19 protein-coding genes and 4 pseudogenes are annotated in these 24632 nt (G+C 53.4%); 15 read left to right on the top strand and 8 right to left on the bottom strand.

The window, feature by feature from the left end; all coding sequences use genetic code 11:
- Positions 1-57 precede the first annotated feature (57 nt).
- The 3 genes from HV782_RS16425 (at position 58) to HV782_RS16415 (ending at position 3131) form a co-directional block, all read left to right on the top strand.
- Positions 58-513 carry a winged helix-turn-helix transcriptional regulator gene (locus HV782_RS16425; RefSeq protein ID WP_186747959.1) on the top strand — a complete coding sequence of 152 codons (456 nt, stop codon included), beginning with the start codon at positions 58-60 and terminating at the stop codon, positions 511-513.
- A gap of 171 nt (positions 514-684) precedes the next feature.
- Positions 685-1344 (top strand): carbonic anhydrase, encoded by a 660-nt coding sequence (locus tag HV782_RS16420; RefSeq protein WP_123464354.1) that lies wholly within the window; start codon positions 685-687, stop codon positions 1342-1344.
- A gap of 254 nt (positions 1345-1598) precedes the next feature.
- Positions 1599-3131, top strand: coding sequence for a diguanylate cyclase (locus HV782_RS16415; RefSeq protein ID WP_225931021.1), 1533 nt, complete (start codon positions 1599-1601; stop codon positions 3129-3131).
- 73 nt (positions 3132-3204) lie between these two features.
- Here the strand turns inward: HV782_RS16415 and HV782_RS28615 are convergent.
- Positions 3205-3312: pseudogene (locus HV782_RS28615) on the bottom strand (DMT family transporter); the annotation flags it as partial.
- A gap of 286 nt (positions 3313-3598) precedes the next feature.
- On the opposite strand from HV782_RS28615, the gene HV782_RS16410 reads away from it, so the two are divergent.
- Entirely contained in the window at positions 3599-4012 is a 414-nt protein-coding gene (locus HV782_RS16410) for a putative quinol monooxygenase (RefSeq protein ID WP_225931020.1), read from the top strand.
- A 31-nt stretch (positions 4013-4043) separates the two neighbouring features.
- Here the strand turns inward: HV782_RS16410 and HV782_RS16405 are convergent.
- Positions 4044-4174: pseudogene (locus HV782_RS16405) on the bottom strand (transposase); the annotation flags it as partial.
- Between the two features lie 253 nt (positions 4175-4427).
- On the opposite strand from HV782_RS16405, the gene HV782_RS16400 reads away from it, so the two are divergent.
- From HV782_RS16400 to HV782_RS28820, 3 genes are all read left to right on the top strand, one after another.
- Positions 4428-4877: a hypothetical protein gene (locus HV782_RS16400; RefSeq protein ID WP_186747960.1), complete on the top strand. Its 450-nt coding sequence runs from the start codon at positions 4428-4430 to the stop codon at positions 4875-4877.
- 304 nt (positions 4878-5181) lie between these two features.
- The gene (locus HV782_RS16395) at positions 5182-5829 is read left to right on the top strand and encodes a GNAT family N-acetyltransferase (protein ID WP_202894579.1); all 648 of its coding nucleotides are present in this window, start codon (positions 5182-5184) and stop codon (positions 5827-5829) included.
- A 131-nt stretch (positions 5830-5960) separates the two neighbouring features.
- Positions 5961-6197: a GNAT family N-acetyltransferase gene (locus tag HV782_RS28820; RefSeq protein WP_202894580.1), complete on the top strand. Its 237-nt coding sequence runs from the start codon at positions 5961-5963 to the stop codon at positions 6195-6197.
- Positions 6198-6576: 379 nt separating this feature from the next.
- Here HV782_RS28820 and HV782_RS16385 read toward each other — a convergent pair whose 3' ends face one another.
- Positions 6577-7005: a hypothetical protein gene (locus HV782_RS16385; protein WP_127927711.1), complete on the bottom strand. Its 429-nt coding sequence runs from the start codon at positions 7003-7005 to the stop codon at positions 6577-6579.
- A gap of 256 nt (positions 7006-7261) precedes the next feature.
- On the opposite strand from HV782_RS16385, the gene HV782_RS16380 reads away from it, so the two are divergent.
- A complete protein-coding gene (locus tag HV782_RS16380) occupies positions 7262-7726 on the top strand; it encodes a DUF3429 domain-containing protein (protein ID WP_186747984.1) in 465 nt (154 codons plus the stop codon).
- The gene (locus tag HV782_RS16375; protein WP_217890315.1) at positions 7723-9042 is read left to right on the top strand and encodes an ABC1 kinase family protein; all 1320 of its coding nucleotides are present in this window, start codon (positions 7723-7725) and stop codon (positions 9040-9042) included. The genes HV782_RS16380 and HV782_RS16375 overlap by 4 nt, the downstream gene beginning before the upstream one ends.
- A gap of 342 nt (positions 9043-9384) precedes the next feature.
- Here HV782_RS16375 and HV782_RS16370 read toward each other — a convergent pair whose 3' ends face one another.
- A complete protein-coding gene (locus tag HV782_RS16370) occupies positions 9385-10014 on the bottom strand; it encodes a LysE family translocator (RefSeq protein ID WP_186747961.1) in 630 nt (209 codons plus the stop codon).
- Between the two features lie 167 nt (positions 10015-10181).
- Positions 10182-10330: pseudogene (locus tag HV782_RS16365) on the bottom strand (glutamine amidotransferase); the annotation flags it as partial.
- Between the two features lie 303 nt (positions 10331-10633).
- Here HV782_RS16365 and HV782_RS16360 point away from each other — a divergent pair.
- A complete protein-coding gene (locus HV782_RS16360) occupies positions 10634-11389 on the top strand; it encodes a bestrophin-like domain (protein WP_128615863.1) in 756 nt (251 codons plus the stop codon).
- A gap of 369 nt (positions 11390-11758) precedes the next feature.
- Here the strand turns inward: HV782_RS16360 and HV782_RS16355 are convergent.
- A pseudogene (locus HV782_RS16355) lies at positions 11759-13189 on the bottom strand (IS1182 family transposase).
- A 478-nt stretch (positions 13190-13667) separates the two neighbouring features.
- Here HV782_RS16355 and HV782_RS16350 point away from each other — a divergent pair.
- The 5 genes from HV782_RS16350 (at position 13668) to HV782_RS16330 (ending at position 20357) form a co-directional block, all read left to right on the top strand.
- Positions 13668-14258 carry a fimbrial protein gene (locus HV782_RS16350; protein ID WP_123464360.1) on the top strand — a complete coding sequence of 197 codons (591 nt, stop codon included), beginning with the start codon at positions 13668-13670 and terminating at the stop codon, positions 14256-14258.
- A 44-nt stretch (positions 14259-14302) separates the two neighbouring features.
- Positions 14303-15019, top strand: coding sequence for a fimbrial biogenesis chaperone (locus HV782_RS16345; protein WP_186747962.1), 717 nt, complete (start codon positions 14303-14305; stop codon positions 15017-15019).
- A gap of 153 nt (positions 15020-15172) precedes the next feature.
- Positions 15173-17620, top strand: coding sequence for a fimbria/pilus outer membrane usher protein (locus tag HV782_RS16340; RefSeq protein WP_186747986.1), 2448 nt, complete (start codon positions 15173-15175; stop codon positions 17618-17620).
- A gap of 4 nt (positions 17621-17624) precedes the next feature.
- The gene (locus tag HV782_RS16335) at positions 17625-18617 is read left to right on the top strand and encodes a fimbrial protein (RefSeq protein ID WP_186747963.1); all 993 of its coding nucleotides are present in this window, start codon (positions 17625-17627) and stop codon (positions 18615-18617) included.
- A 741-nt stretch (positions 18618-19358) separates the two neighbouring features.
- Positions 19359-20357 carry a fimbrial protein gene (locus HV782_RS16330; RefSeq protein ID WP_123464365.1) on the top strand — a complete coding sequence of 333 codons (999 nt, stop codon included), beginning with the start codon at positions 19359-19361 and terminating at the stop codon, positions 20355-20357.
- A 53-nt stretch (positions 20358-20410) separates the two neighbouring features.
- Here HV782_RS16330 and HV782_RS16325 read toward each other — a convergent pair whose 3' ends face one another.
- Together HV782_RS16325 and HV782_RS16320 are read right to left on the bottom strand one after the other, a co-directional pair.
- Positions 20411-21190 carry an EAL domain-containing protein gene (locus tag HV782_RS16325; RefSeq protein ID WP_186747964.1) on the bottom strand — a complete coding sequence of 260 codons (780 nt, stop codon included), beginning with the start codon at positions 21188-21190 and terminating at the stop codon, positions 20411-20413.
- A gap of 234 nt (positions 21191-21424) precedes the next feature.
- Complete coding sequence (locus HV782_RS16320; RefSeq protein ID WP_186747965.1) at positions 21425-24631, bottom strand: ATP-binding protein; 3207 nt, start codon at positions 24629-24631, stop codon at positions 21425-21427.
- Position 24632: the final 1 nt, after the last annotated feature.

The raw sequence follows: 24632 nt of genomic DNA, 5'->3' as shown, positions 1-24632 counted from the left end.
GCTTGCACTATTGGGCAACGCTCGTAAGAAGGCACACGTGTGATACCAGGGGTAGAAATGACCGATCAAGACGTTCTGAGCCAGGCGCAAACTATCTGCCAAACGCTTAGAGAAGATGATGATGGCGTCAGGCGGGAAGTCCTGACTCACGCCGGTAGCCGATGGTCATTGGGCATCCTGCATGCCTTGGGTGTTTACGGGACGATGCGCCATGCCGAGATAAAAAGGCAGATGACCGGTGTGACCCAGCGAATGCTGACCAAGACACTGCGCGCCCTGGAGCGCGATGGTTTGCTGAGTCGGTGCGAGTTCGATGAGATTCCGCCGCGTGTCGAGTACGCGCTGACGCCGCTGGGCATGGAGCTGTTGGTGCGTATGTCACCCATCTGGACCTGGGTCGTCGAGAATGTCGATGACTTCCGCAAAGCGCGCCGCACTTTCGACAGTCAGGACGGCAACAAGCCTTCCTGGCAAATACCTACGCCCATTCCAGCCGATTCCAAAACGCTTTAGCCGGCGGCTGCCTGGGTGCTATGGACACCAGCCGCGCCGTTGGCGATCCGAATGACATCGTTGTTCCAGTACAGCCATTGCGAGCAACGTCTGCAATAATGACGACCACAGCGGTGCGATGGCATATCAAGTGCTCGTGCCGGTATTCGGCATTTGGTTCTGGAGGACTCCATGCGTGACATTATTGACGGCTTTCTGCGCTTTCAGCGCGAGGTTTATCCGCAACGCGTCGAGCTTTTCAAGCAGCTCGCGACGGCACAAAATCCGAAGGTGTTGTTCGTCACCTGCTCGGACAGTCGTGTTGTGCCCGAACTCCTTACGCAGCGCGAACCGGGCGAATTATTCGTCATTCGCAACGCCGGCAACATCGTGCCGTCGTATGGTCCCGAACCTGGCGGTGTCTCGGCCACCGTTGAATATGCGGTCGCCGTGCTCGGGGTACAAGACATCGTAATCTGTGGCCACTCCGACTGTGGAGCGATGGGCGCGATTTCACGCTGCACGTGTCTGGATCATCTTCCGGCGGTCGCTAACTGGTTACGCCACTCGGACGCCGCGAAAGCGATTAACGCGGCGCATGAGTTCGACACACCCCGCGCGAAGCTTGATGGGCTCGTTCGCGAAAACGTGATCGCGCAACTGGCGAACCTGCGTACGCATCCATCGGTGGCTCTCGCGCTGGAGCAGGGGCGCATGAATCTGCACGGTTGGGTCTACGACATTGAGGCGGGGTGCATCGACGCGCTCGATGGCGCAACGCGACGCTTCGTGTCACTTGCTGATTCGCCAACCACCGTTGCGATCACTGCGCGTAATGGCGGACCGATGTAATAGCGTGCAAGAAGGGCTGAAATCGGACGATAACAGCCTGTCGAGCGAGATCCAGAACAGCGTGTTGCACGGCTTCGCCATGCGCCAGTCTGGTCTCGCCTGAGCGCTGCCACCCTGGCTGGCCCATACCTGCCGGTCATAAATCCCTTGCTCTAACGCCTGATTCATAAAGATAACGACAAGCGTGCCGATACTCCAAAAGTACTCCAGGTCACTGCACACTGTTTTTGGCGATGAGCAAGGAACACCCGATCATGTCTACTCGTCAGAACGCACTCAAAGCATCCGACGTGGCCCTTTGCGCTTTGGTGTGCCTGGCTGGGGTGGCCGTCACGTTCCTGGTACTGGTTCTGTTCGTAGGGTCAGAGCAGCGTACCGTCAGCGTTGCTTTTCAACTGGAGGTCGACGAAAGATTCAGTCGCCTGCAAAGACGCTTTAATACTCAGGTCTTGAAACTGGACGTTGTGAGGCGTTTCTTTATCAACGCCGACGATGTCACTGAAAAGGAGTTTATGGGCTTCGTTACGCCTCTGGTGGAAGAGGATGAAGCCTGTAGCTGGGTCCCCAGGGTTCTCGAGAAAGATCTCCCGGCATTTCGCGCCAAGGCACTTCTCAACGGCACCAGTGATTTTTCATATCATGAAATCAACCCCGTGAACGGCGAACGAGTTCCCCTCACCAGCCGGCCGGAACACTGGATATTGCTCTACCTATTGAAGCGCGATGACGTAAAGATCATCCCCGGCATGGATGTTCTCTCGCGCCCGGGGCGCCAGGCCTTGATGAGCAAGGCACGCGAAACACGTCAAATAGTGGTGTCGGAACCGTTGAAAATGACCAACGGCCAGTCGGGGATTTTCTTTGTCGCACCTGTCTTCCGCGAGTCCCCTGAGGCGCCATCGAACGATGATGATTTGCAGGGGTTCGTTGTCTCCACCGTACGCCTGGCTTCTTTGATGGAACAAGGCATTCCATTACCAAGTCTGCAGCGACTGAACGTGACGCTTTCATTGATCGACACGCAGCATCAAGGGGAAACCATTTATCAGAGTTCGGCTCCTGCTGCTCCTTCAGCGCTGTACGAGCAACGGCTGCTGAAAGTAGCCGACCAGAATTACTTGATCCAGTTCAGGCCGAGCTCAACCTTTCTGGTCGCCAATAGTTACGCACTGTCCATCAGCCTGATTATCGTGTTCGGAGCAGGGTTGACGCTGCTGCTGACCTTGATGGTGTACTTGCTGATTACGCAGCGCGCCCGCGCGCTCTCGCTGGTAGATGAACGCACGCAAGACTTGCGTCTGTTGAACATTACCGATCACCTGACCGGAGTCTATAACCGCCGATACTTCGAAGAGTTGATGGAGCGCCTGCTCATCGAGGCTAACGCGCAATACCGCCCTCTGTCGCTGATCATGTTTGACGTCGACCACTTCAAACACATCAACGACCGCTGGGGCCATCAGTGTGGGGATGACGTTCTGAAGACGTTGTGCACACGAATACGTTCGGCAACACGCAAAACCGATCTGCTGTGCAGAACCGGCGGAGAAGAGTTCGCATTGATCTGCCCGGATACCGAACTGAACGATACAAGGCTGCTGGCAGAAAAGCTTCGAGCGCTGATCAGCACCCAACCCTTTGATGAAATTGGACAGGCAACGTGTAGCTTCGGCGTTGCGACGTGGATTCCATCAGAATCGTTTGACGCCTTCATTCGGCGTGCCGATACCGCGATGTACCGTGCAAAATCGAATGGTAGAGACCAAGTCCAGGTTGCCGATACGTAGCACTAGTCGGTCGTTCAAAAACTTTTGAACACCACTGATAGCTGAAGTCATCAGGATCCGAAAATAACTCACCGGTCGAAGGGGCAGACGCGTTACTGCCCAAGCGGATCAGTTCATTGGCGAAGCACAGGCCGACAATGATCTGTGCTGCTCCCGCGTATGGGCTTTCGCCCGGCAGCTCGAAGCTTTTCTGCCTGCCGCCGAAGGCATGGGGCTGGCTTGGCTTCCCTACTGGTTGATTCGTGATCGAATGCAGCAGGGCACACTCATAGAAATATGGGGGGATCGGCCTAGAGCAGCCATGGAGTGCTACGTCGTCTGACCCGCAGCTCAATATCAACCGCTTCGATCTCGCCTTGCGATAGATGTGCTTGTCTGCGAATTGGAGAAAATCCCGCAAGATGGGTAGCGCTAGCGATAGTTGGAAGACGACTGTTGCACAGACCGTTGACCCAAGGAGATATCACATGACGAAAAACACAAATCGGCTTCTGACGGCAGTAGTTGCCGTTGGCATGGGATCTGGCTTCGGAGCTGTTACGACGCAGGCCCAAGAGGCAACTACGACCGTCGTACGCATTGCAGAGTTGGAGATCGATCCGGCACACCTTGAAGCCTACAAGGTGGCGGTCAGGGAAGAGATAGATGAATCCATCCGCGTTGAGCCCGGGGTGCTTGCCATCTACTCGGTTGCGGAGAAGGACAAGCCCAACAGTCTTCGTTTTTTCGAGATTTATGCGAGTGAGGATGCCTATCGGGCACACATCGAATCACCGCACTTCAAGAAATATGTTGCGATAACGCAGCGCATGATCCTGGCACGCAAGCTGATCGAGACCCAGCCTGTGCAACTCAGTGCTAAAGCGCGACAGCCTGAGTGAAGACGAATGTAACCTCTATCTTGCGAAGGACCTTTACCCATGCAGTTGAATCACTGCGCATCACGCCGAGAAGAGCCGCTACATCAGCGACAGGCAGCTTCTTTTCGGTCACTTGATTGACTGCTGGATTCTGAATTCTTCGGGGTAATGCGGGTTGCTCATGGCACCTCCTGATTGACCTCGGTTTGAGGCATGGAGGTGTCTACGAAACCTGGGGCGGTTCAGGATCAACGTGAGCCATGGCATGGCAAGTGTGCAGAAATCGAGTGCTTGAGCCGTTCCTTTGCCGCGGGAATGGATCCTGCGGGCGATACAAGCGAAGCCGTCAATATTGGTACCTCGGGCAAAGGGCATGAATCCGCTAAAAAGGCGTGTCGCTCCTGTAGCTCTGTACTCGCAATACTTGGAGTCCACCATGATTAATCATGAGCAAATTGTTCATTTTTCAGAGCAGTTGAGTAAAGGTAAGGCTGAAGCTGAAGCGGCTCGGAACATAATGAAGTTTATGTGCGCGGGCGTCGGTATCGTTCTTCAGGACGAAGGAGTGTCCCCGAGTGTCAAAAGCGCGTTCGAAGCTGCGCAAAGATACTGGTTTGAGGGCGGGAAAAATGAAAGGGAGTTGAATACTGCCAGAGTTAAATGTTGGGATTTTCTGGAAGCGAAAGGGCGCGATGTTGACATTGAGGATAACGAGGATGCTGTCGTAAGAGCTTTGTTTTGCGTCATGTATCCTGACAGAGCTTCCGATGAAGATTTCGTGCAAGAGTCATTTCAGTGGTTTTTCGAGATGATCAATCGGGTTGGCGATTTCAGTCAGGCTTTTGAACCGCTAGCCGCAAAAGTAGCGCTCGACGGAAGGGCGTGACCAAAAAGGGATAAGCGCTGGCTATCACAACTGTGGTAGCCCAGTAAAAAGAGACGGTCATTAGCTGGTCTAAAGTCAAGGGTAAGAATCGCACTAGTTTCGCAGGCACAACTGGCCCGTTCTTTTTGCCAGTTCTCTAACGTTCACAACAGGCGGTAATCGGCCAAAAGTAGCCCACGAGTAGCCAATCAGTGTTACCGCTTATAGTTCTGTTGCGTCCAGTCCCCTCCTAACTGTACCTGTGCACCCGGCCCCGATGCTGCGAGTATTCTTGCACTAACCTAGAACTGTGACGCTGAATTTGATGGACCTTGTTGACGACTTTCCCGAGTATTTCCTGCCACGCTGCACCCTGCGGCGAATTCATCGACGTGATGTCGATGCGATTTTTGCAGGGCTCTCTAATCCGCAGGTAGTTGCCTGCTACGGCGTGTCTTACGACAGTCTCGAAGCGACGGACGAGCAAATGCGCTGGTACGACGCGTTGCTCGAAGAGCGCAAGGGTATTTGGTGGGGCATAGCCCAGCCGGGTCAGGACGAGTTGGTAGGCGCCTGCGGCTTCAATGATTGGTCTCATGCTGATCGCAGCCTGGAAATCGGTTACTGGCTGATGCCGGAGTACTGGGGGCAGGGGCTCATGCAAGCCTGCCTGCCCACTATTATCCGCTTCGCCTTGGGCACGCTCGGCGTGCACCGCATCCATGCAGATGTTGAGCCGGAGAATCCCGCCAGTTCGCGCTTGCTGGAGCGACTCGGCTTTGTGTTTGAGGGAACTCTTCGGGAGTTGGAGTACAAGCACGAGCGCTTCCTCAGCCTGCACCAATACAGTCTGCTGGCCACTGACCCGGCGGGGCGAGCGTTATTGGCAGACGATACACCGATCTTACGGCCGTCCCGTGGGGCAGATGCGTCTGTGCTCAGTGCTCTGCCTCAGCGCAGCAAAGCCCATTAGGGTTATCCTGCGGAGTGGATGGAAGCGTGGAAGCCGCGCTGACGCTAACCCCTGCGCAACTGGCTGGTCATTACGCGGTGTTGGTCGCGGCGGATGGTTCACATGGGGCTTCTATGGGTTGAAGCGAGCATTTGGAACATTGCTGGGTCGACCCGTCAACCATGAAGGGGGGCCACGGGCGGCGCCTGGTGGGGCATGCTCTAGTTGTTGCACGCGGGCTAGAGGTAACTACTTTGGTGGTGAAATCCGATCCGTGGGCCCAAGGCTTCTACGAGCGGCTCGGTGCTCGGCATATGCTCAATGTATCGCGCCCTGTGTGTGGCGAGCCCCGGCAACTGCCGGTACTTGAATGGCCGCTCGGTGATTGATCTTTAGTCGAAGTTATGGCGGCAGATTTATTTGCTGCTGTTAGGCTACGTGGGTCGAAATTTGCTACTCATGAACGGCAACTTCCGGCCGAGGCTGTGTAAAAACGTTTTTCAGCGCGACAGGTACTCAAGCCCGGACTGAGAATCGCGCTTCTACGTAAAATCCGCACCTGCTGACGTGCCGATAAATTTCAGATTCGACGTAAACGCGCACACTCCAATTTTGGCGAAGCGTTTTTACACACTCTGGGCCAAAAGCAGCCGTTCGGGAGTGGCGTGTTTTGACCGGGCGCTGCCGCCCCCGAACGGTTGCATAAGCTGATAGAGAACATCTGCTTTACGCCTCCACTCTCAGCAAAGGGCCGACACCCTGATGAACTCATTCACTGAGCATGTCGCCAGTTTGACGTCTTTTTCTCACACAACTGATCGTCAAAAGCACACCGGCTGCAATGCCTTGTGTACCGCACATAAGCCAGATTAGGCCTATGTGAAAAAGGACCCAGGCACTCAAACCTAAAATCAGTGTTAACAATACCCCAAGTACAAGTAGTGGCAGGTGTTGCAAAGAGGGGCTGTCCTCCAGCGAGTCGGAAAAAATGCTCCAGCATGCCCATTGCGAGAACAGCGACAGCAGAAGCCACAACATGATCACCCCCCAACCTGAAAAGGATTGTGAGGTGAACAGGTTGATCGTCGAGGTGATGGTGAACCAAAGAGTGAAGACGAATGTAGTGCTTGAAGGTACGGTATAGGCTGGAAGGGCAATGGCTATCTGAATCAACTTGAGTGTTTGCAATCGAGTCATTCATACGCTCCCTGCGAGTTGAATTTTACCGCACCCTATGGACTCATCAGTGACTATAGATCAGGAGTTCTTTGAGGGGAGTATGCTGACGGTCAGCTTTTGGCCGATTTCTGTCCGGCACCCAAGGCAGAAAACGATCCAAAACAGCCTTAATCAAGGAAAAGAGTCTGGTCCAGTGTTCAAGTCAAAAGCATTGGCATCACCTCTTAGCTTTTGGGTCTACAGTCTTGTACATCGAGCACTGGAAGCAGTTGAAATGAACGTGTCATCTTCGCTCTCGCCGCCAAGATATGTCGTCATGCTGGGTTATGGCGGGTTGCTACCCTTTATTGGTCTCGCGCTACTCATCCTCACATCTCTGGAAAATCGATCGTTTTGGGCGGTGGCGCTGGTCAACTATGGCGCGGTCATCCTGAGCTTCGTCGGCGCGTTGCACTGGGGCTTCGCCATGTCAGTGCAAAACATGAGTGCCGAATTGCGCCGCGGCCGGCTTATATGGAGCGTCACCCCGGCGCTTATCGCGTGGCTCAGCACGTTAGTGCCGGTGCCATTGGGTTGCTTGCTGTTGATCGGTGGATTTGTCGTCCATTTCTGGCAAGACCGGCAGTTGGTCCAGGTTGTGAGCCTGCACGCCTGGTATCTGCCGATGCGATTGCGCCTGACAACTGTAGCGAGTGTTTGCCTGCTTGTTGGCGCAATCACTGTAGTCATTTTTTCGTGAAACCGCGCCGGCCCGAATCGTCTGCAGTGCCGGGCGGTCGCCTGTCGCGGCTGATGCGTTTTGGCAGTCTGGCCTCGGGCGTACTGGGCGGCATGCTGGCCGAAGGTGCGCGGCAGTTGGCTCAAGGTAAGCGACCGGCGTTCAGTGATCTGCTGTTAACCCCGGGTAATGCACTTCGGGTTGCCGAGCAACTGTCGCAATTGCGTGGTGCGGCCATGAAGGTCGGACAGTTGTTATCAATGGATGCGGGTAATTTGTTACCAAGCGAGCTGAGCGACATGCTTTCTCGTCTGCGTTCCGACGCGCATCCGATGCCCATGAGCCAGTTGGTCGGGGTCCTTGACGAAAACTGGGGTAAGGGCTGGGAAGGGCGCTTCGAGCAGTTTTCCTTCACGCCATTGGCGGCGGCATCCATCGGTCAGGTTCATGCTGCGCGAGGCAAAGACGGACAACGTCTGGCGATCAAAGTGCAATATCCAGGCGTGCGCGAAAGTATTTCCAGTGATGTGGATAACGTCGCTACTTTGCTGCGCATGTCAGGGCTGCTGCCTCACGGCATGGACGTCGCACCGCTGCTCCAGGAGGCCAAGCTTCAATTGCAAAATGAAGCCGATTACCTGAAAGAAGCGATGTACTTACAGCGCTTTCATCAACAGTTAGCCGACAGTCCCGACTTCCTGGTTCCTCTTGGGCATGCCGAGTTCAGTACGCCGAACATTCTGGTGATGTCCTTCGCCGACGGCGTCGCATTGGAGGCCCTTGAACACGCACCCCAGGCAGAGCGCGACAGGATCATCACCTTGCTGTTCGGCCTGCTTCTGCGTGAGGTGTTTGAGTTTCAATGCGTCCAGACCGACCCTAACTTTGCTAATTATCGTTATCAGCAAGACACCGGGAAGATTGTGTTGCTCGATTTTGGTGCCACGCGCCTTTATGGCCGCAACAGCACCGAGGCATTTCGGAAACTGCTGGTTGCAGGCCTGCGTGAAGACCGCGCAGCCATCAGCGAAGCAGCGTTGGAAGTTGGCTACTTTCAGCATGAAACCCTGCCCAGGCATCGTTTATTGCTGACTGACCTCATCACCCAGGCCTGCGAGCCACTGCGGCATCAAGGCGCCTACGACTTTGCGATGTCAGACCTCGCAGGCCGCTTGCGCGATGCAGGGTGGCAACTGGGGGGCGAACGCGACTTCTGGCACACGCCGCCGGTGGATGTCCTTCTTCTGCATCGCAAGGTGGGTGGGTTGTACCTGCTGGCTGCGAAGCTTAAGGCGAGGGTGAATGTGCGATGCCTGTTCGAGCCTTACCTGATTTGAGCGATCCCTCGAACGAAAAAACACCCCGGAAGGCTTACCCCGAAGAAATAAAAATCACCTGTCAAAAGACAGGTGGTCAGGGCATTGGAGTTGCGAGTGAAATCAGTGAATAAATTTCATGGTTCAATCGCCGCCATGCATCACCTCATCACCAGCAGCCCCCGATGCTGGTGGCTCCAGTGGATGGCCGCAACGGGTCGATAGTCATCGTTAGGATTTGACTGCTCTAGGCCGGTTGCTGTCTGCCACGAAGGGCAGCCACCGGCCCAAAGCGGATATCACGTCTAAGTCACGGTATTCGATGCTGCGAAAGTATTTGCTGAATCGGTGTGCCTAGACCCTTTAAAGCGGCCGGTTAAGCACAAGTAAACGTGCCGCCAGAGCTGCCATTACCGCAGCGAAGCCATAAGCACCAAGGCGTTTAGATATTATTCCTTTGCTGAGGCGCCCATGCAGACGTCCGGCGCAGACCCCGAGTAGGGAATGGAAGATCAATGCGATCAGCGCAAGCAACAAACCCAAGAACATCAATTGCGAGGTGACGCTGCTGGCACCCACGGTGACGAACTGCGGCAGGAATACAATGAAGAACAACAGCGCCTTGGGGTTTAACAGGCTATTAAGTGTGGCTCGGGCCACGATCTTCCGAAACGAAGCCTGTGTAGCTAACGTATCAGTGTCCGTAGGAGGCGTCTTCAATGCCTGCCAGGCCAGCCACATCAGATAACAAGCGCCCGCCCACCGTAGCAAATCAAACGCCGGCGCCCAACTCATCACCAGCGCACCGAGACCTGCACTGACCATGATGCTCATCAGCACATCGGCCAGGGTTATTCCGAGTGCAGCTGCGTGGCCGGCACGCCAGCCGTGGGCAACTGCATGGCTACTGACGATAGCCATGTTAGGGCCAGGCACGATCAGCAACATCAAGGCAGCAGCAATGAACAGGTAGAGGTTAGTGGTGTCCGGCATAGAGCAATACCTCCTTGGCTGAGGCGTGATGCTAACCGGTAGTAGTCAGGCAGAAGCAGGTACAGTGGGGATGGATTTGGCCGCAACAGTATGGTGTAGCTGGCAGCTGGCGTTGTTAAAGAATGACCGGAGATGGGCGAGCGCCTGCTCAAATGCGGGGCCTTCAATATGCACAAACCACCTTGCGAACGAAATTCCCCCGTAGCAGGAGCGAAAAACCTAACGTCGATCCCGTAAAAGGGGAGGCCGTACCCGCAATGAAAGCGTATTCCCAGTCCGCAAAACCGGGTGTCAGTATCAAACCCACACGTGCCATCAGTCAGAATCCTCCATGAATACCCGTAACATATGACGACAACAATCAGCCATCAAGGGCTGCTTTGGGTCGACTGCGGCCCTTGATGACAGGCATCAATCGGCCAGAAGCGTACGGTCGTGATCTCTTGCCTCTAACGATTGGCAGAGCTCGACCAATATCTACCGATGATCAGCGCTTGCGTTCAAACTCATATTGGGGCCATTGCCGAAGTGCAAACGCAGTATCTGCCGAGCAGAATTCCGAGAGAGCCCAACGGTCTATCCTTCAAGACTTGACTCCAATTGATCAGGGCGCTGATGTATGAACTCTTTCTGGATCGCACTGGCCATTTTTGGGTGCCTCGTTTCTGCCTCGCTTCTCATGATGCAGTGGTATCCCAAGCTGGCATCCCACCACAGGGATGACGACACTAACTCCGTAATTCGTCTGGTAGCCAACATTTTTGTGGTTATGACATCGCTGGTCTTTGGCTTGATGATTAATTCTGCCAAAAACACTTTCGAGTCCATTGACGCAAACTTTCATGGGTATGCAACCAGCATGATCATTTTTGATCGGACACTGCGGGGCTATGGCGATGCGGCAAAAGACACGCGAACTCGCCTGATCACCTATCTTGAGCGCGCTATCGAGACCCCGTATCGGGGAGACGAGGCGCTGCAGCATCGTAACAGCGAGGCGGCTAAATACCTGGATGATATAGGCAAGTCTTTGGCTCTTATAAAGCCCCCGGACCGCTACCATGAAACGATGCTGCAGGATATTCGTCAGCAATATCATTCGCTCATCGAGCAACGCTGGAGGATCGTCGAGCAGTCAGAGGGAGCGATTCCTGGCCCGCTCATTGGGATGCTTGTTGCTTGGTTGACGCTCATTTTCGCCAGTTTTGGATACCGCGCTCCCCGTAATTCGATGGTGACAGGAATGTTCATCATCTCGTCATTGCTCATTGCGGCTTCCGTTTACCTTGTTTTGGACATGGATGTGCCATTTCATGGTCCTATCCAGATATCCGACGAGCCCCTGCGCAGGGCGCTCGCAGTAATGCAACTCTAGGGGCGCGAAACGCGCTGGCGTTCTGAGTCGTGGCCTCGAGGCGGACCACTTATTTGCGGAAACGAAGTTGGCCGGTATTTGGCGTTCTGGGTAGGCTCATGATCGCCCTAGACTTCAAGCTGCAATCGAGAGACTGCGCTTGACGGAAAGTGACTTTCATCTGAAGTGAGATTTGCAGCCAACCTGATCAGCCGTAACAGGCAGGACACGATCCAGAGTGTGTAAAAACGCTCAAGGCCTCATCGTCTTGGATCATTGACGTTCGTGGCTGAACGATCGCATGGCAAATGCTGCGTATTGCATCAGTCGCGACCTGGAACACGTCAACGCTGTTTTTACAGTCTCTGGGATGGGCCAAAATCAGCTTTTTTATGCCGACAGCGCCTTCATTAAACCGTGAGCACCGATGATTTTCATGACCCGTTTCATGTTGTAGGCGAGCACATTTAAACTCATCTCCGCGCCCACCCCGGCCAGCTTTCGCGTCAGGAAGTGCGTCGCACCCATCCATTGTTTGAGTGTCCCGAAGGGATGCTCAACCGTCCGCTTTCGGACTCGCATCATCTCCGGTGCTTTGCTCAGCCGAAGCTGCATCTCCTCCAATACGGCTTCATGCTCCCAGCGTCGAACTCGTCGTTCCGTGCTCGGTGTGCACTGCGCTTTCAGCGCGCAGCCCTGGCATTTCGAACTCCGGTAACGATGTAGCTTCAGGCCTTTTTCAACGTAGGAGTAGTGCCAGATCAGCGCCTCTCCAGCCGGGCAAATGTATTCGTTTTTTGCCGCGTCATAGATGAAGGCATCGTTATTGAAACGCCCGTCAGCCTTGGCTCCAGAGGTCATCGGCTTGGGCACATAGGCGGTGATGCCGGCATCGTGACAAGCCAGGATTTGTTCGCTTTTGAAGTAACCTCGGTCAGCCACTATCGACAACGCATCTGACGCCATCGCCTCTCGGGCTTGCTTAGCCATCGAGCTGAGTTGATCGCGATCTGAACCAACGTTGGTCACCTCATGCGCAACGATCAAATGGTGCTGCGTATCGACCGCTGTCTGCACGTTATAGCCAACAATTCCCGTGCCGCGCGTCATCATGGATCGGCTGTCTGGATCGGTCAGTGAGACCTGTTTATCCGGTGATTCATTGAGCTGAATTTCGATCGCCTGAAGCTCTTTCATTTGAATTTTGAGCTTGGCGATTTTCTCTTCCAGCCGCACGGCGCTGGGCTCGGTAGCTGTTGGTTCTTGCCGATCAGCAGCATCGAGTGCCGTCAGGTAACGGTTGATGCTCGATTCAATTTCTTCCATTCGCCGCTTCAGTTTGGCGCTGGTGAAATTGCGGTCGCGATTGTTGACGGCTTTAAATTTGCTGCCATCGATGGCGACCAGATGTTCTCCGAACAGTCCCAACTGCTGACACAATACGACGAACTGGCGGCAGACGCCTCGGATGGCTTTGCTGTTGTCTTTTCGGAAGTTGGCGATGGTCTTGAAGTCCGGCATCAAACGCCCGGTCAACCACATCAGTTCGACGTTGCGTTGGGCTTCTCGCTCCAGGCGTCGGCTCGACTGGATGCGGTTGAGATAACCGTAGATGTAGATCTTCAACAAGACCGAGGGATGGTAAGCAGGTCGGCCAGTGTCGGCTGGAATGGCACCGTCAAAACCCAGTTTGACCAGGTCGAGTTCGTCGACGAAGACGTCGACTACGCGCACCGGATTGGTATCGCTGACGTAGTCGTCGAGGCTCTCGGGAAGTAAGGTGCCTTGGCCTCGATGTTAACCTTGGATAAAGCGCTTCATGGGCGATCCCTGCGATGAAATCCTCAGAAATCATAGCAAGTGTTCGCGAAGGCGTTTTTACACACTCTGGACCCATAGCTGCCGGCCAGAAAACTGGTGTATGGAGTCTGCACTTGAAACCTCAAAAACATTTTTTCCTTATTCACTCAGTCAGATGAGATCGAGAGGTTGAATTGCGGTATTGATCTTGAGAGAAGCAGCTACAGCTCAAAAAATACATAGACTGTAGACATTCAGAACATGCTCAATCGCTTTTTTAGATGTATGAAGCCAATTCAGGCGCTGTGAATTGCGTCGTTATTTTAAATGTCGTGGGTGTCGGGAGGTGTAATTTTTATTAGTGTTTTTAGATTCGAGAAAATTCTTGGATGAGAACAAGCTGCGTCTTGTATGTCTCAGTCGCTTGTATGGCTAAATTGTAGCAGCGCTTTATTCAGCGCCAATCAACATAGCGATGCCTATAGGGATTATTCATCCAATGAAAACACTTAAGTTCGTACTGCTGACTTCGGCAATCGGTGCGTTAGCTAATACCGCGCTGGCAGCTGATGGCACCATCAATTTCACTGGCGAAATTATCGCCGCTTCCTGCGTCGCATCTTCTGGTGCGGGTACATCTGTTGGGGGGGGCGTTGGCAATCAGACCGTTGACGTGAACTTGGGCAAGGTGAGTCTGGACTCTCTCACTGGTTCCGCAGGTGGGGGGATTGCCGCTGGTAAAACGATCAACCTGAATCTGGATTGCGGTAATACCGCCGCCGGTTTGACCACCGTCAAACTCGGATTTGACCCGATGGCTGGTTCCGGCATCGATCAGAAGAACAATAGTCTGTTGAAGACAACGGGTTCCGCTAAAGGTGTAGGCATCGGGATGTACGACGCCGATAACAACCTTATCAATCTTTCCGCGAACGAAGCGTACTCCAGTGCGTTGGTGAAGAGCGGTGAAAATGAGAACGCCAAGTACACCGCCAACCTGACCATGCGTGCCGCTTACGTTGCCAACGGCGACGATCTGGAAGTGGGCACGGCTCTCGGAACGCTGCCTTTCACATTGAGTTACGAGTAACTGTCCAGCGCGGAGTGTAATGCTCCGCCTTCAAGAGGTTATGAATGAACGCCACGTTAGTTTTACGCTGCTTCCTGCTGGCGGCGCTGTTTGTCTGCCCCGGTATTTGTGTGGCAGGCATCCAGGTGAGCGGAACGCGGATAATCTTCCCCGCGTCCGACCGTGAAGCCACCATTCAAGTGCGTAATGAGGGCGCTGAGGACACGATGATCCAGTCTTGGATCGAAGCTGCTACGGGCGAAGCCGAGGCAAATATTCCTTTTGCGATCACGCCGTCCCTTGCTCGCCTGAGTTATAAAAAACAGCAATCGTTGCGCATTTTTTACCAAGGCAGAGGATTGCCAGTTGACCGTGAATCGGTGTACTGGCTCAGCATTCAGGAAATTCCGCAGTTGTCGGACTCGGAGAACACGCTGCAAGTAGCCTTTCGCCAACGGCTGAAAGTGTTTTATCGACCTTTGAAACTTCCAGGCTCACCAGATGAGTCGGCCGAAAACCTCAAGTGGGGCTGGGTGAGTGATTCAGATCAATCGAAGTTGTCGGTCAGTAATTCCTCTGCATTTTATGTTTCGCTGGCAAGTGCGTCGATAGTAGTCAACGGCAAAGAGTACGCAGTTGATACGGAGATGGTCAGCCCAGAAAGTCACTCCGAAATGAATGTAAAAGGTGTTGCCGGTAAACCTTTTGGTAGCGCAGAAGTTCGCTGGGAGTCCGTCAATGATTATGGCGCACTAGTCAAGCATCAAGCGGTTATTAAGTAGAAAAGCGCGTAAATCTCATCTCTTGAATTTTCATTTAATGGATAAATGCTCAGGGATCGCGTTGCGCATAAGGATATCGTTATGAAAAGTTTCCTATCGCACGTCGAGCAATTAAAACATTCAAAGTCGAGCTTCAGTGGCCTGTTTTCCTATATGGCTGCATTGGGTGTATTGGGCGCTACCCACGCCAACGCGGCGCAGTTCAATCCAATGTTTCTCAAGGACAAGGGGGCTGAAATCGATCTACGTTATTTCGAACAATCCAGCGGCGTAGTGCCAGGTACATACAGCGTTGACCTTTATTTGAATCAGCGTCTGGATCGTCGGCAGGAGATTACCTTCCAGGTAGACGCAGATGCCGAAAGCGCCGCCCCACAAGCGGTCCTGACGCTTGGACTGCTGCACGATATGGGGGTCAATATCCAGCGCCTGAAGCAAGAGGGGATTATCTCCCCAGACAGCAGTGACGACGACGCGGTCGAGTTGTTGCGAATCGACGGGGCGTCGGTCGAAGTCGACGTGGCCAGGCTGTCGCTTTACGTCAGCATTCCACAAGCCTATATCCAGCGTCGCGCCCGGGGTTATGTTGATCCGTCGCTGTGGGATGACGGTATCACTGCGGTGTTCAGCAGCTATCAATTGAACTTCAGCCGCAATACCGGTAACGGTTTCAATAGCGATTATGGATACCTTGGCCTGCGCAACGGTCTGAACATCGGCCAGTGGCGACTGCGCAATGAATCATCTATCAGTCAAGGCACCGGGACACCGCGGACCTTTACCAGTAACCGCAGCTACCTGGAGCACGATGTCACCCTTCTCAAGGGACGATTCGCGCTAGGCCAGCTTTATAGCAACGGCGATATTTTCGATAGCAGTCGTTTCATCGGCGTACAGCTAGGCTCCGACATCGGCATGTTGCCGGATGACGAGGCTGGCTACGCGCCGGTCGTGCGCGGCATTGCCGAAACCCAGGCTACGGTAGAAGTTCGTCAGAACGGCTACGTGATTTACTCCACCTCGGTTTCGCCGGGCGCTTTCGAGATCCGCGATATTTATCCGGGTGGTTCTAACGGCGACCTGGAAATTACCATCATCGAATCCGACGGCCGCCAACGTAAGTACAGCCAGGCGTACGCCTACTTGCCGGTGATGACTCGCCGCGGCAACTTTCAATACAGCCTGTCACTGGGCAACTACGACTATGAAGGCGCAGTGTCACCACGCTTGATTCAGGGTACGGCGGTGTACGGCGCTACCGATAACCTCACGACCTATGGCGGCGCGCAGGCCACCGATGGCTATACCGCGCTTAACTTAGGTGTGGGTGTGAACTCCGTGCTGGGGGGCACTTCGGTAGACGTAACCAACAGCCGTTCGCGACTAGATTCCGGCCAGGTGACGACAGGGCAGAGTGTGCGGTTCCTGTACTCGAAAACCCTGAGCAAGACCGATACCACCTTCACCATGGCGGGTTACCGCTATTCCACATCAGGGTATCGAACCTTAAGCGAACACATTGACGAACTGGATCCCGCCAATCACTACAGCAACCGTGGCCGCCCGAAACATCGCCTCGACTTGAGCATCAACCAGACTCTTGGCCGCAACGGCTCGCTGTTTCTCAGTGCCGGTGAGACCAACTACTGGGATCGCGCCGGCAGTACTCGACGATTGCAGGTCGGCTACAGCGGCAGTGTGGGCGTGGTGAGCTACAGCGTGTCGGCCTCACACACGCAAAGCGCTGATCGCTCACGCGATTCGGATAACCAGTTGGCGTTTTCGGTCAGCGTTCCTTTCGGCGACCGCAACCGTTCGCAACGTTTCTACAGCAACCTGACCACCGATGGTAATGGTCAGGACAACCTGCAAGGTGGCGTGGCGGGTTACCTCAACGATGAGAGCACCTTGTCCTATTCAGCTCAGGCCGGGCTGGCCGGTAACGAGCGCTCAAGTGGTGTTGGCATAGGTTGGGATGCGCCGTCGGCAAAGCTGGCGGCGAACTATTCAACGTCTGGCCCTTCCCGTCATTTGGACATGACCGCGTCCGGCTCGGTGGTGGCCCACAGCGGCGGTGTGACGTTTGGTCAGCCGGTGGGTGAGACATTCGCACTTGTCGAAGTTCCTAACGTGAAAGGTGTGGCTGTCGAAGGCTCTACGGCTCGAACTGACAGCGCCGGATACACCATCGAAAGCTACGTGCAGCCCTATCGGTACAACTGGGTAAACCTTGATACCCAGACGCTGGGCAGCGATGTTGATGTCACTGAAACTTCGCAACAACTGGTCCCGCGGCGTGGTTCGGTAGTTAAGGCTAGCTTTGAAGCCTCAAGCGGCCGACGCGTACAATTTAACCTGCTTCAAGCAAATGGCAAAAAGCTGCCTTTCGGAGCACAACTCTTTGATGAGGCTAATAAATTGTTAGCCGTGGTGGACAACCAATCACGCGCATTGGTGTTTGGCATAAAAGAGCACGGGCGATTGACGTTAAACTGGGTCGGCGGAAACTGCACAGTCCCCTACAAACTCCCTGAGCGCGACCCATCAGTTGTGTATGACCAAGTTAAAGTTACATGCGATTTAAGCTTGGCGATGGAGTAGTTGTATGAGTTTTTTAGTTCGCTCTCTAGTGGTTCTGTTTTTTATCTTAGGCCTCGTTGAGGCGAGGGCCGGAGTGTGTCGCTGGAGTTTATATACATCCCGCCCCGGCGGCACTGACATGAGGTCGTGGACTGTTATTGGACCTTCTCTATTGGATTTGCGTAAAGTTCCGGTTGGATCTGTGATGGCCAGCTCTGCGGAGCTTGTTGTTCATAATGAACAACGGCAGGTTGATTGTCCTTGGCCACAATATCCCATGTTGCGTGAAGAAGCTGGTTTTAAGGGCTTAGAGCTGGTGGATGGATTCAGTAATGTTTACAAGACCGGAATTGCTGGAGTAGGTGTAAGATTCTTGAGTCTGGATTTATTCAAGGGTGTATTGCCGTTATCTGCCGAGTACAAGAATAGCAGTGTTAGCACATATGGTAATGTTCCAAATAAAATAAAAATGGAGTTTGTTCGAACTTCGCGTGACGTTGCAGTTGGCGGTGTAAGAATGAATTTTTCAATTAATTACCAAATTAATGGTTGGAATGCTGCGGAGATCAGAATAAGTGGCGTCACGACGTTTGAATCTACAAACTATTTCAGCGGTTGCACTGGTATTGAGAAGCTTAATATTTCTATGGGGCGCGTGCTTGCAACGGAAATAGGAACTCAAAATAGATCCTTTAATCTTGATGTGCTGTGCTCCGGTATGCCTGCCGGGACCAAAGTACCGGTTAAAGTTTATTTTGACGGCAGCTCTGATGGCGCCGGGCTATTGAACGTGGACCCAGGGGGCGCCGAGGGCGTCGATATCTTGTTAGTAAATGATCGGGGGGTGAGGCTGCCATTCTCACAGGGTAATGCTTTAGCGATGACATGGATGCGAAGTGAATCCAAGGGAGAGATCTATCGACTACCCGTTGTTGCTGAGTATGCGAAAAAGGTTTCGCAAAAAATTCGCGCGGGTAAGGCTAACGCGACGTTGAATTACATTCTGGAATACAACTGAAGTAAATGCATGTGTTGGTTAAATCTTAATGCGCGTTGATCTTGATTAATGTTCAGTCTGTGCACTGGTTTTGGTACAACTAACGTTGTCGAGCGACTCGGCGCTGAAGCGGTAGTCAATGCAAAGTTTTCTACAGACTTCTTGGGTGGAGTGCTTTTGTAATCTACGGTCAACTCGAAGCGATCTGGGGTGTTTTGTTTTTTGAGTATTAATAAATGAAAATCAAAGATTTCATGTTTGTTTTTTTGTTCGGAGTTTTGTGGGGTGAAGCCGCTGAGGCAGTCGACTTTGATAGATGCGGATGGCGCACTTTAGCTGGCAATATCAGTAGGTATAACGTGAGGTTTTGGAGTGTTACTGTTCCTAGTTCAATTCTCTTGCGGAAGGCCGCAGTGGGATCATTAATGGCTAGCACCCCTATAATTGATGTTCATTACGGAGCTTGGCAAATAATTTTCCCTCTAGCTCCAATGTTGCGTAGCAAAATTTGACTCTCCTGATTACTTTAGCGGGTGCGTAGGGCTAGAAAAGCTCGACATCTCATTGGGCAGTTTTTTTGGATCGGAAGTAGTCTCAGATCCAAAACGTTTTAATCTGGATGTGTTGTGTTCCGGTATGTCTGCTGGCACGAAAGTACCCGTTGTACCTCTAGGGGTTCTATGAAGCTCCTTTTTACGACTATCAGTTTTTTGTACTAGAGTTAAGCTCGTATCTTGTGTTCAATTCAAGGCGACGTAAAAAATGAAATTTTTCGTTTGTATTTTTATACTTTTTGTTTCTGTGCAGAGTTTCAACAAGGCTTATGCTCTCTCTGATGAATGCGCCTGGAGTAGTTCTTCACCTATTCCTGGATCTACCGAATTGAGAGTTTGGAGTGTTGTCGCACCTCAGCTATTGACTTTGCGCAGAGTGCCAATTGGTTCTGTTATGGCTAGCTCAGCGGAACTCATCGTACATAGTGAAGGATGGCAAAGACAGTGTCCTCCGAAACGCTATCCTACTTTGCGGCAAGAGGTTTTTTTCAAAAATCTGGAGTTGGTAGACGGATTTGATAATGTTTATAAAACTCGATTGGAAGGTATAGGTGTGAGGGTTTTGAGTGTGGGCAGCTATAAGTCTCCAATTCCATTTGTCAGGGAAACAACCCCCAATCACAATCTTTTATATTCAAGTGTTCCTGACAGAATAAAATTTGAATTTGTGCGAATTTCGCGTGACGTTGAAGCTGGCGACGTACCAATCAAACTCACAATCCATGACTATTTAAATGGTTGGCATGCAGCTGAGATTACGGTATTGGGTACCACAAAACTCAAGTCTGAAGGCTATTTCAGCGGCTGCGCCGGTGTTGAGAAAATGAATATTTCTATGGGGCGTGTATTGGTAATGAAGCTCGAGGAGTCGAATACACCATTCAATCTCGACGTCCTGTGCTCTGGTATGTCTGCAGGAACCAATGTTCCGGTTAAGGTTTATTTTGAAGGAAGCTCAGACGGGCCGGGGCGGCTCAATCTTGAACCAGGAGGTGCCAAAGGGGTTGAGATATCGTTGCTCAGTAGCAAAGGAGTGAAACTGCCATTTTTACAAAGCAGTGCGTTGGCGATGACCTGGATTCGGAGTGAGCCACAGGGAGAGCTTTATCGTCTGCCTGTGGTTGCTGAGTATGTGAAGAAGGCATCGCAAAAGGCTGAGGCAGGTAGGGCCAACGCCACGTTGAACTACGTTCTCGAATACAACTGATATCGCTTGGTTCTAAAAGAGGCGTGAGTGAACAGCTCTTATCACGCATCCTCTCAAGACTGAGCACGGAAATCTCGATAGGGTTTAGTCATCCAGCCTTCAAACGTATCAATCAACATAGGTTTTGCGCAAAAGAATCCTTGACCCACACGAGCCCCCATCTGCTCCAAACTATCGCGTTGCTCCACCGTTTCAATGCCTTCCACCACCAATGACACCCCCAGCTCTTCGGCGAGCGCCAGCGCATGACGAATGACCGCCTGATGACGACCGGGCCTGCCAACAAAACGGGTGAAATCTCCGGCCAATTTGATTTCATGGAAGGGCACCTGGCATAGACGCAAGAGCGATGAATAACCCGTTCCGAAGTCATCCATTGACAGCCTCACTCCCAAATTGCTCAGTCGATTTAGCTGTTCAACGCAGCCAGCAGCATCGGCCGGGTCGTCCTCTGTGATTTCAAAAGTCAGCATTGATAACGGCAAACGGTGCCGGAGCAACCGCGTCTTCAAACCATCGATGAACAGGCTGTTCTGCAACTGCCCAAGGGACACATTGAAGGCCAAGCCAAGCAGCGCACCCTGTTCGTGGAGTTTGAGTTGTAGCGCCAACCCTTGCTCAAGCAATTCAAACAGCAACTCGTCGAGCCATTGCTTACGCGTCATCAACGGGATGAAACTTGCCGGGCCGAGTACGCCGCGGGTTGGGTGGTGCCAGCGTGCGAGGACTTCTGCCGCGTCCACCTTGCCCGTTCGCAAATCGAACTTGGGTTGCAGATATGCTCGAAACTCTCGGCGCCAAAGCCCACGTAGAACATCATCGGCATCTGGCAAATGAGTGCGCGCTTTGAGTAGATATGAAAATTCAAGCTCTCGATGCGTAGCCTGTTGAACTAGGGGATTTGACACGAGTGCAAGCGGGGATCGATTTGGCATGGGGAAGGGTGATCGTTTGGAATACTTCCCAAGCTTAGGTGGGCACCCGCTGACAACACGAAAGATCCATCTGTTGTTCGCCCGGTTTTTTCTGGAATGACACCAGGATTTTCCTTGCTCGGCACGCAGCATTCATTCCTGACGTAGTGACCGGCTGATCCCCTCCAGTTTCCGGATCAAAGCGCTTACCGCCTCATGCATCTCCACGGACATCGTGCCTTGCGCGCATAAATCCTCGATTTCGATGCACTGCTCAAGCAGGCCAGAGTGATTGAGCAGGTAGGCGGTGCCCTTGAGCTTGTGCACGATCCGTATGACGTCCTGCGGGTCGCGCTTTTCCAATGCGTGACTCAGGGCTTGACCTTCGACACCGTTGCTTTGAATGACTTCTTCGGCCATCGCCCCCCGGATGTCATTCAGGGGGGACGACGTAGTTTCGGACGGCTGCTTATCCGTACCCCGTTTGGGAATCCAGCGATTGAGGACGGCGAGGGTGATCGGCTTGGCCAGCGAATGGTCCATGCCTGATGCTATGCAGCGATCCAGTTCTTCTCGCTGAGCATCGGCAGTCAACCCGACGATGATGCATGGTCGAACGCGCTGGCTGCGTTCTAGCTGACGGATCATCTTGGTCATCTCGTGCCCGTTCATCTCGGGCATGTTGCAGTCGGTGATGACGATGTCGATCTCGTTCTCTTGCCAGATTGCCACGCCTTCAAGGCCGTTGTTTGCGGTCAGTGCACGATGCCCCAGGTAAGCCACTTGCTGATACAGCAGGTATTGACTTGGCAAATGATCTTCGACGATCAGGACGGCCAGCGGCGAATCGTCTAATGGAGCAGCGTGCTCTGCCGGGTTAGCGCCAGTCACTGCAATCTCGGCGCTGACGCGCTGGAGGTGAACACTGAACGTCATGCGAGTGCCAACATCTGTTTCGCTCTTAGCCTCCAGATGGCCTCCCATCAATTCACTTAATGCCAAGCAAATCGGTAGACCGAGGCCCGCCCCTGCATTGCGGTCGCTAACAGCCTCGCGCGTTACGAAGAATGGTTTGAAAATCTGGTCGATGTGTGTGGCTGGAATGCCTGCTCCTGTGTCGCTGACGCTGATCACAAAGTGCAGGGCGCTATCACTTGCGGCTGTTACCTTGCAATGAATGTCGACAACGCCACGCTCAGTGAACTTGATCGCATTGCTCAGGAGATTGGACAGGATCTGTTTGACTTTCAACCCGTCTACCCAAACCAGTTCTGCGGCCATCGGATCAATGTTCACGTGTATCTGCAATTGCTTTTGTCGCGCCAAGCCAGAAAACACATTGCTCGTCGATTCGATCAAGTCCTTGATCCGGGCGGGCTCGGGCGTCAAAGTCAGCTTGCCTGACTCGATGCGCGAGATGTCCAAAATGTCGCCGATAAGCGCCAGCAAGTGGGTCGCTGACTCATACGCGATGTGGACGGACTGTGCATTGAGCCGGGCGTTATCCTGGCGGGTGAGCACCAGTTCCAGCATGCCGATGATGGCATTGAGCGGCGTGCGGATTTCGTGACTCATGGTGGCCAGAAATACAGACTTGGTGCGGCTGGCTTTTTCGGCGGACTCCTTTGCCACTTCGAGTTCGTCGAGGAGGAGCTTGCGTTGCTTCAGATCGCGCCGCTCGCGCTGAAGGCGACGGCGCTGAAGCATGATCAGCAACCCGGCCACCAGCAGCAAGGCTCCCAACACTTCAAAAGATCGCCAGATGTACGAAGCGACCCCCTCCCAGTACTTCTCGTCGGTGGCGGAGTTGGCGCGCCAGCGTCCGATGATCTGCGGGTAATCCCGAGGGGGTATTTCCAGCATGGCTTTGTTGATAATGGAGATCATCAGTCGTTGCGCTTCGGGCGCAGCCAACACGATCTTCGCGTTATCAAGATCCAGAAGGCCGCCGACTTTAAGGCTGGTCTCGTATTTAAAAGACAGGTAGTAACGTGCCACGTTTGAAGGCGACACGACGAAGTCAACGTCTCCGTCGCGCACCAGTTTGAAGGCTTCGCCCATGGTGTCGGTTTCTTCGAAACGGGCGTTGGGGAATTGCAGGGCAAGCGAAGCAGGCAGCAAATAGCCTTGGGCGACTGCGATGGTCGCGGTGCTGTGTTGATCGAGGATCGCTGTCTCGTCGTTACGCATGACAAACAGGTAGGGCGCGGTGGCCAGGGATCGGCTGTGCAAGTACGGCGATGGCGCGCGGCTGATTTCAGTGAGGATGCCAAGATTCGCCTCACCGTTGACTAACAGGGAATTGGCCTCGCTCAACGAGCTGACGCGGATAATCTCGAAGCGTAATCCGGTTTTGCGTTGAATGATGCCCAGCAAGTCCGAAGCGATACCATTGAAACGGCCGTTACTGTTGAAAAAGGCATAGGGCGCCAAGTCTTCGCTGACCGCCAGTTTCACCGTGGTGTTGTTATCAAGCCAGGCACGTTCAGGGTCTGTAAGGCGGTCGCGAAAGCTGCCAAGGTCACAGTCCTCGATGTCAGCCCACAGCTGTTGGGCGCGGACCATGGTGCAACGGTCGACACCCTGCAAACCTTGCGCGAGCAGACCTGCCAGAATTGAGTGGTCTTCGCGAACCGCGAAAGCCACTTTAATTTCCTGCGGCGCAGTATCCTGGTTAACCTCCAACTGATTGCTGAACAACTGGCTGGACATGTAATTGGTGGAGTAGGTATCGCCAAGGTAAACATCCGTGTCACCAGTCAGCACAGAGGCCAAGGCTGCCAGGGGAGAGGCATAGAGCGCGAAGGCACCTTGGCCGCCGCTGCGTTGATACAAGTCAAGGGCGTCTTTGCTGGCAACGGCGATCCGCGTGCGTGCGTCATGCGTGTTGTAGGCGTGAAGGTCGCCTCCTTCAGAAAGCAGCGCCAATTCTGTCAGTGCGTAAGGTGGCGTCAGATGCACCCCGAAATCGGTCGCATCTTGAGGTATGGCGCTGCCCACCAAATCAATCTGTCCTGAGTGCAATGCTTCGTAGGCGGCTTTTGCTGAATCGAACGGCCGTACTTTGAACTCAATGCCAAGCTCACGCTGCATCGCCACCAGATAGTCAGCCGTCAAGCCCTCGTAGCTGTGATGCTCAGTCATGATGCCGAAGGGTGGGAAGGTGTCAGTGGTTACGCCGACAATCAACGCTTGCTTGTGCTGAAGCCATTCGCGTTCTTGTTGGTTGAGCTGCACCTTCACGCTGTCGAGCGGTTGCCGCGCATGGGGTTGCAGATCGTCAGCCCCGGCGTCTGGAATGCGCCAGCCTATCGCCAACAGGACAAGGAAAACGCTGAGTAGTGTAAATGTCGGTTTCATC

This window comes from Pseudomonas monsensis, from assembly GCF_014268495.2.
Taxonomy (GTDB): Bacteria; Pseudomonadota; Gammaproteobacteria; order Pseudomonadales; family Pseudomonadaceae; genus Aquipseudomonas; species Aquipseudomonas monsensis.
The sequence above is the reverse complement of the archived record's forward strand: the minus strand, read 5'-3'. Positions and strand labels throughout refer to the sequence as shown.

Coding starts and splice junctions, on each gene's coding strand:
- HV782_RS16410 (WP_225931020.1), top strand. CDS start 3,599: ATGACGAAAAACACAAATCGGCTTCTGACGGCAGTAGTTGCCGTTGGC.
- HV782_RS16330 (WP_123464365.1), top strand. CDS start 19,359: ATGAAATTTTTCGTTTGTATTTTTATACTTTTTGTTTCTGTGCAGAGT.
- HV782_RS16400 (WP_186747960.1), top strand. CDS start 4,428: ATGATTAATCATGAGCAAATTGTTCATTTTTCAGAGCAGTTGAGTAAA.
- HV782_RS16395 (WP_202894579.1), top strand. CDS start 5,182: ATGGACCTTGTTGACGACTTTCCCGAGTATTTCCTGCCACGCTGCACC.
- HV782_RS16380 (WP_186747984.1), top strand. CDS start 7,262: ATGAACGTGTCATCTTCGCTCTCGCCGCCAAGATATGTCGTCATGCTG.
- HV782_RS16320 (WP_186747965.1), bottom strand. CDS start 24,631: ATGAAACCGACATTTACACTACTCAGCGTTTTCCTTGTCCTGTTGGCG.
- HV782_RS16370 (WP_186747961.1), bottom strand. CDS start 10,014: ATGCCGGACACCACTAACCTCTACCTGTTCATTGCTGCTGCCTTGATG.
- HV782_RS16420 (WP_123464354.1), top strand. CDS start 685: ATGCGTGACATTATTGACGGCTTTCTGCGCTTTCAGCGCGAGGTTTAT.
- HV782_RS16335 (WP_186747963.1), top strand. CDS start 17,625: ATGAGTTTTTTAGTTCGCTCTCTAGTGGTTCTGTTTTTTATCTTAGGC.
- HV782_RS16425 (WP_186747959.1), top strand. CDS start 58: ATGACCGATCAAGACGTTCTGAGCCAGGCGCAAACTATCTGCCAAACG.
- HV782_RS16350 (WP_123464360.1), top strand. CDS start 13,668: ATGAAAACACTTAAGTTCGTACTGCTGACTTCGGCAATCGGTGCGTTA.
- HV782_RS16415 (WP_225931021.1), top strand. CDS start 1,599: ATGTCTACTCGTCAGAACGCACTCAAAGCATCCGACGTGGCCCTTTGC.
- HV782_RS16345 (WP_186747962.1), top strand. CDS start 14,303: ATGAACGCCACGTTAGTTTTACGCTGCTTCCTGCTGGCGGCGCTGTTT.
- HV782_RS16340 (WP_186747986.1), top strand. CDS start 15,173: ATGGCTGCATTGGGTGTATTGGGCGCTACCCACGCCAACGCGGCGCAG.
- HV782_RS16360 (WP_128615863.1), top strand. CDS start 10,634: ATGAACTCTTTCTGGATCGCACTGGCCATTTTTGGGTGCCTCGTTTCT.
- HV782_RS16385 (WP_127927711.1), bottom strand. CDS start 7,005: ATGACTCGATTGCAAACACTCAAGTTGATTCAGATAGCCATTGCCCTT.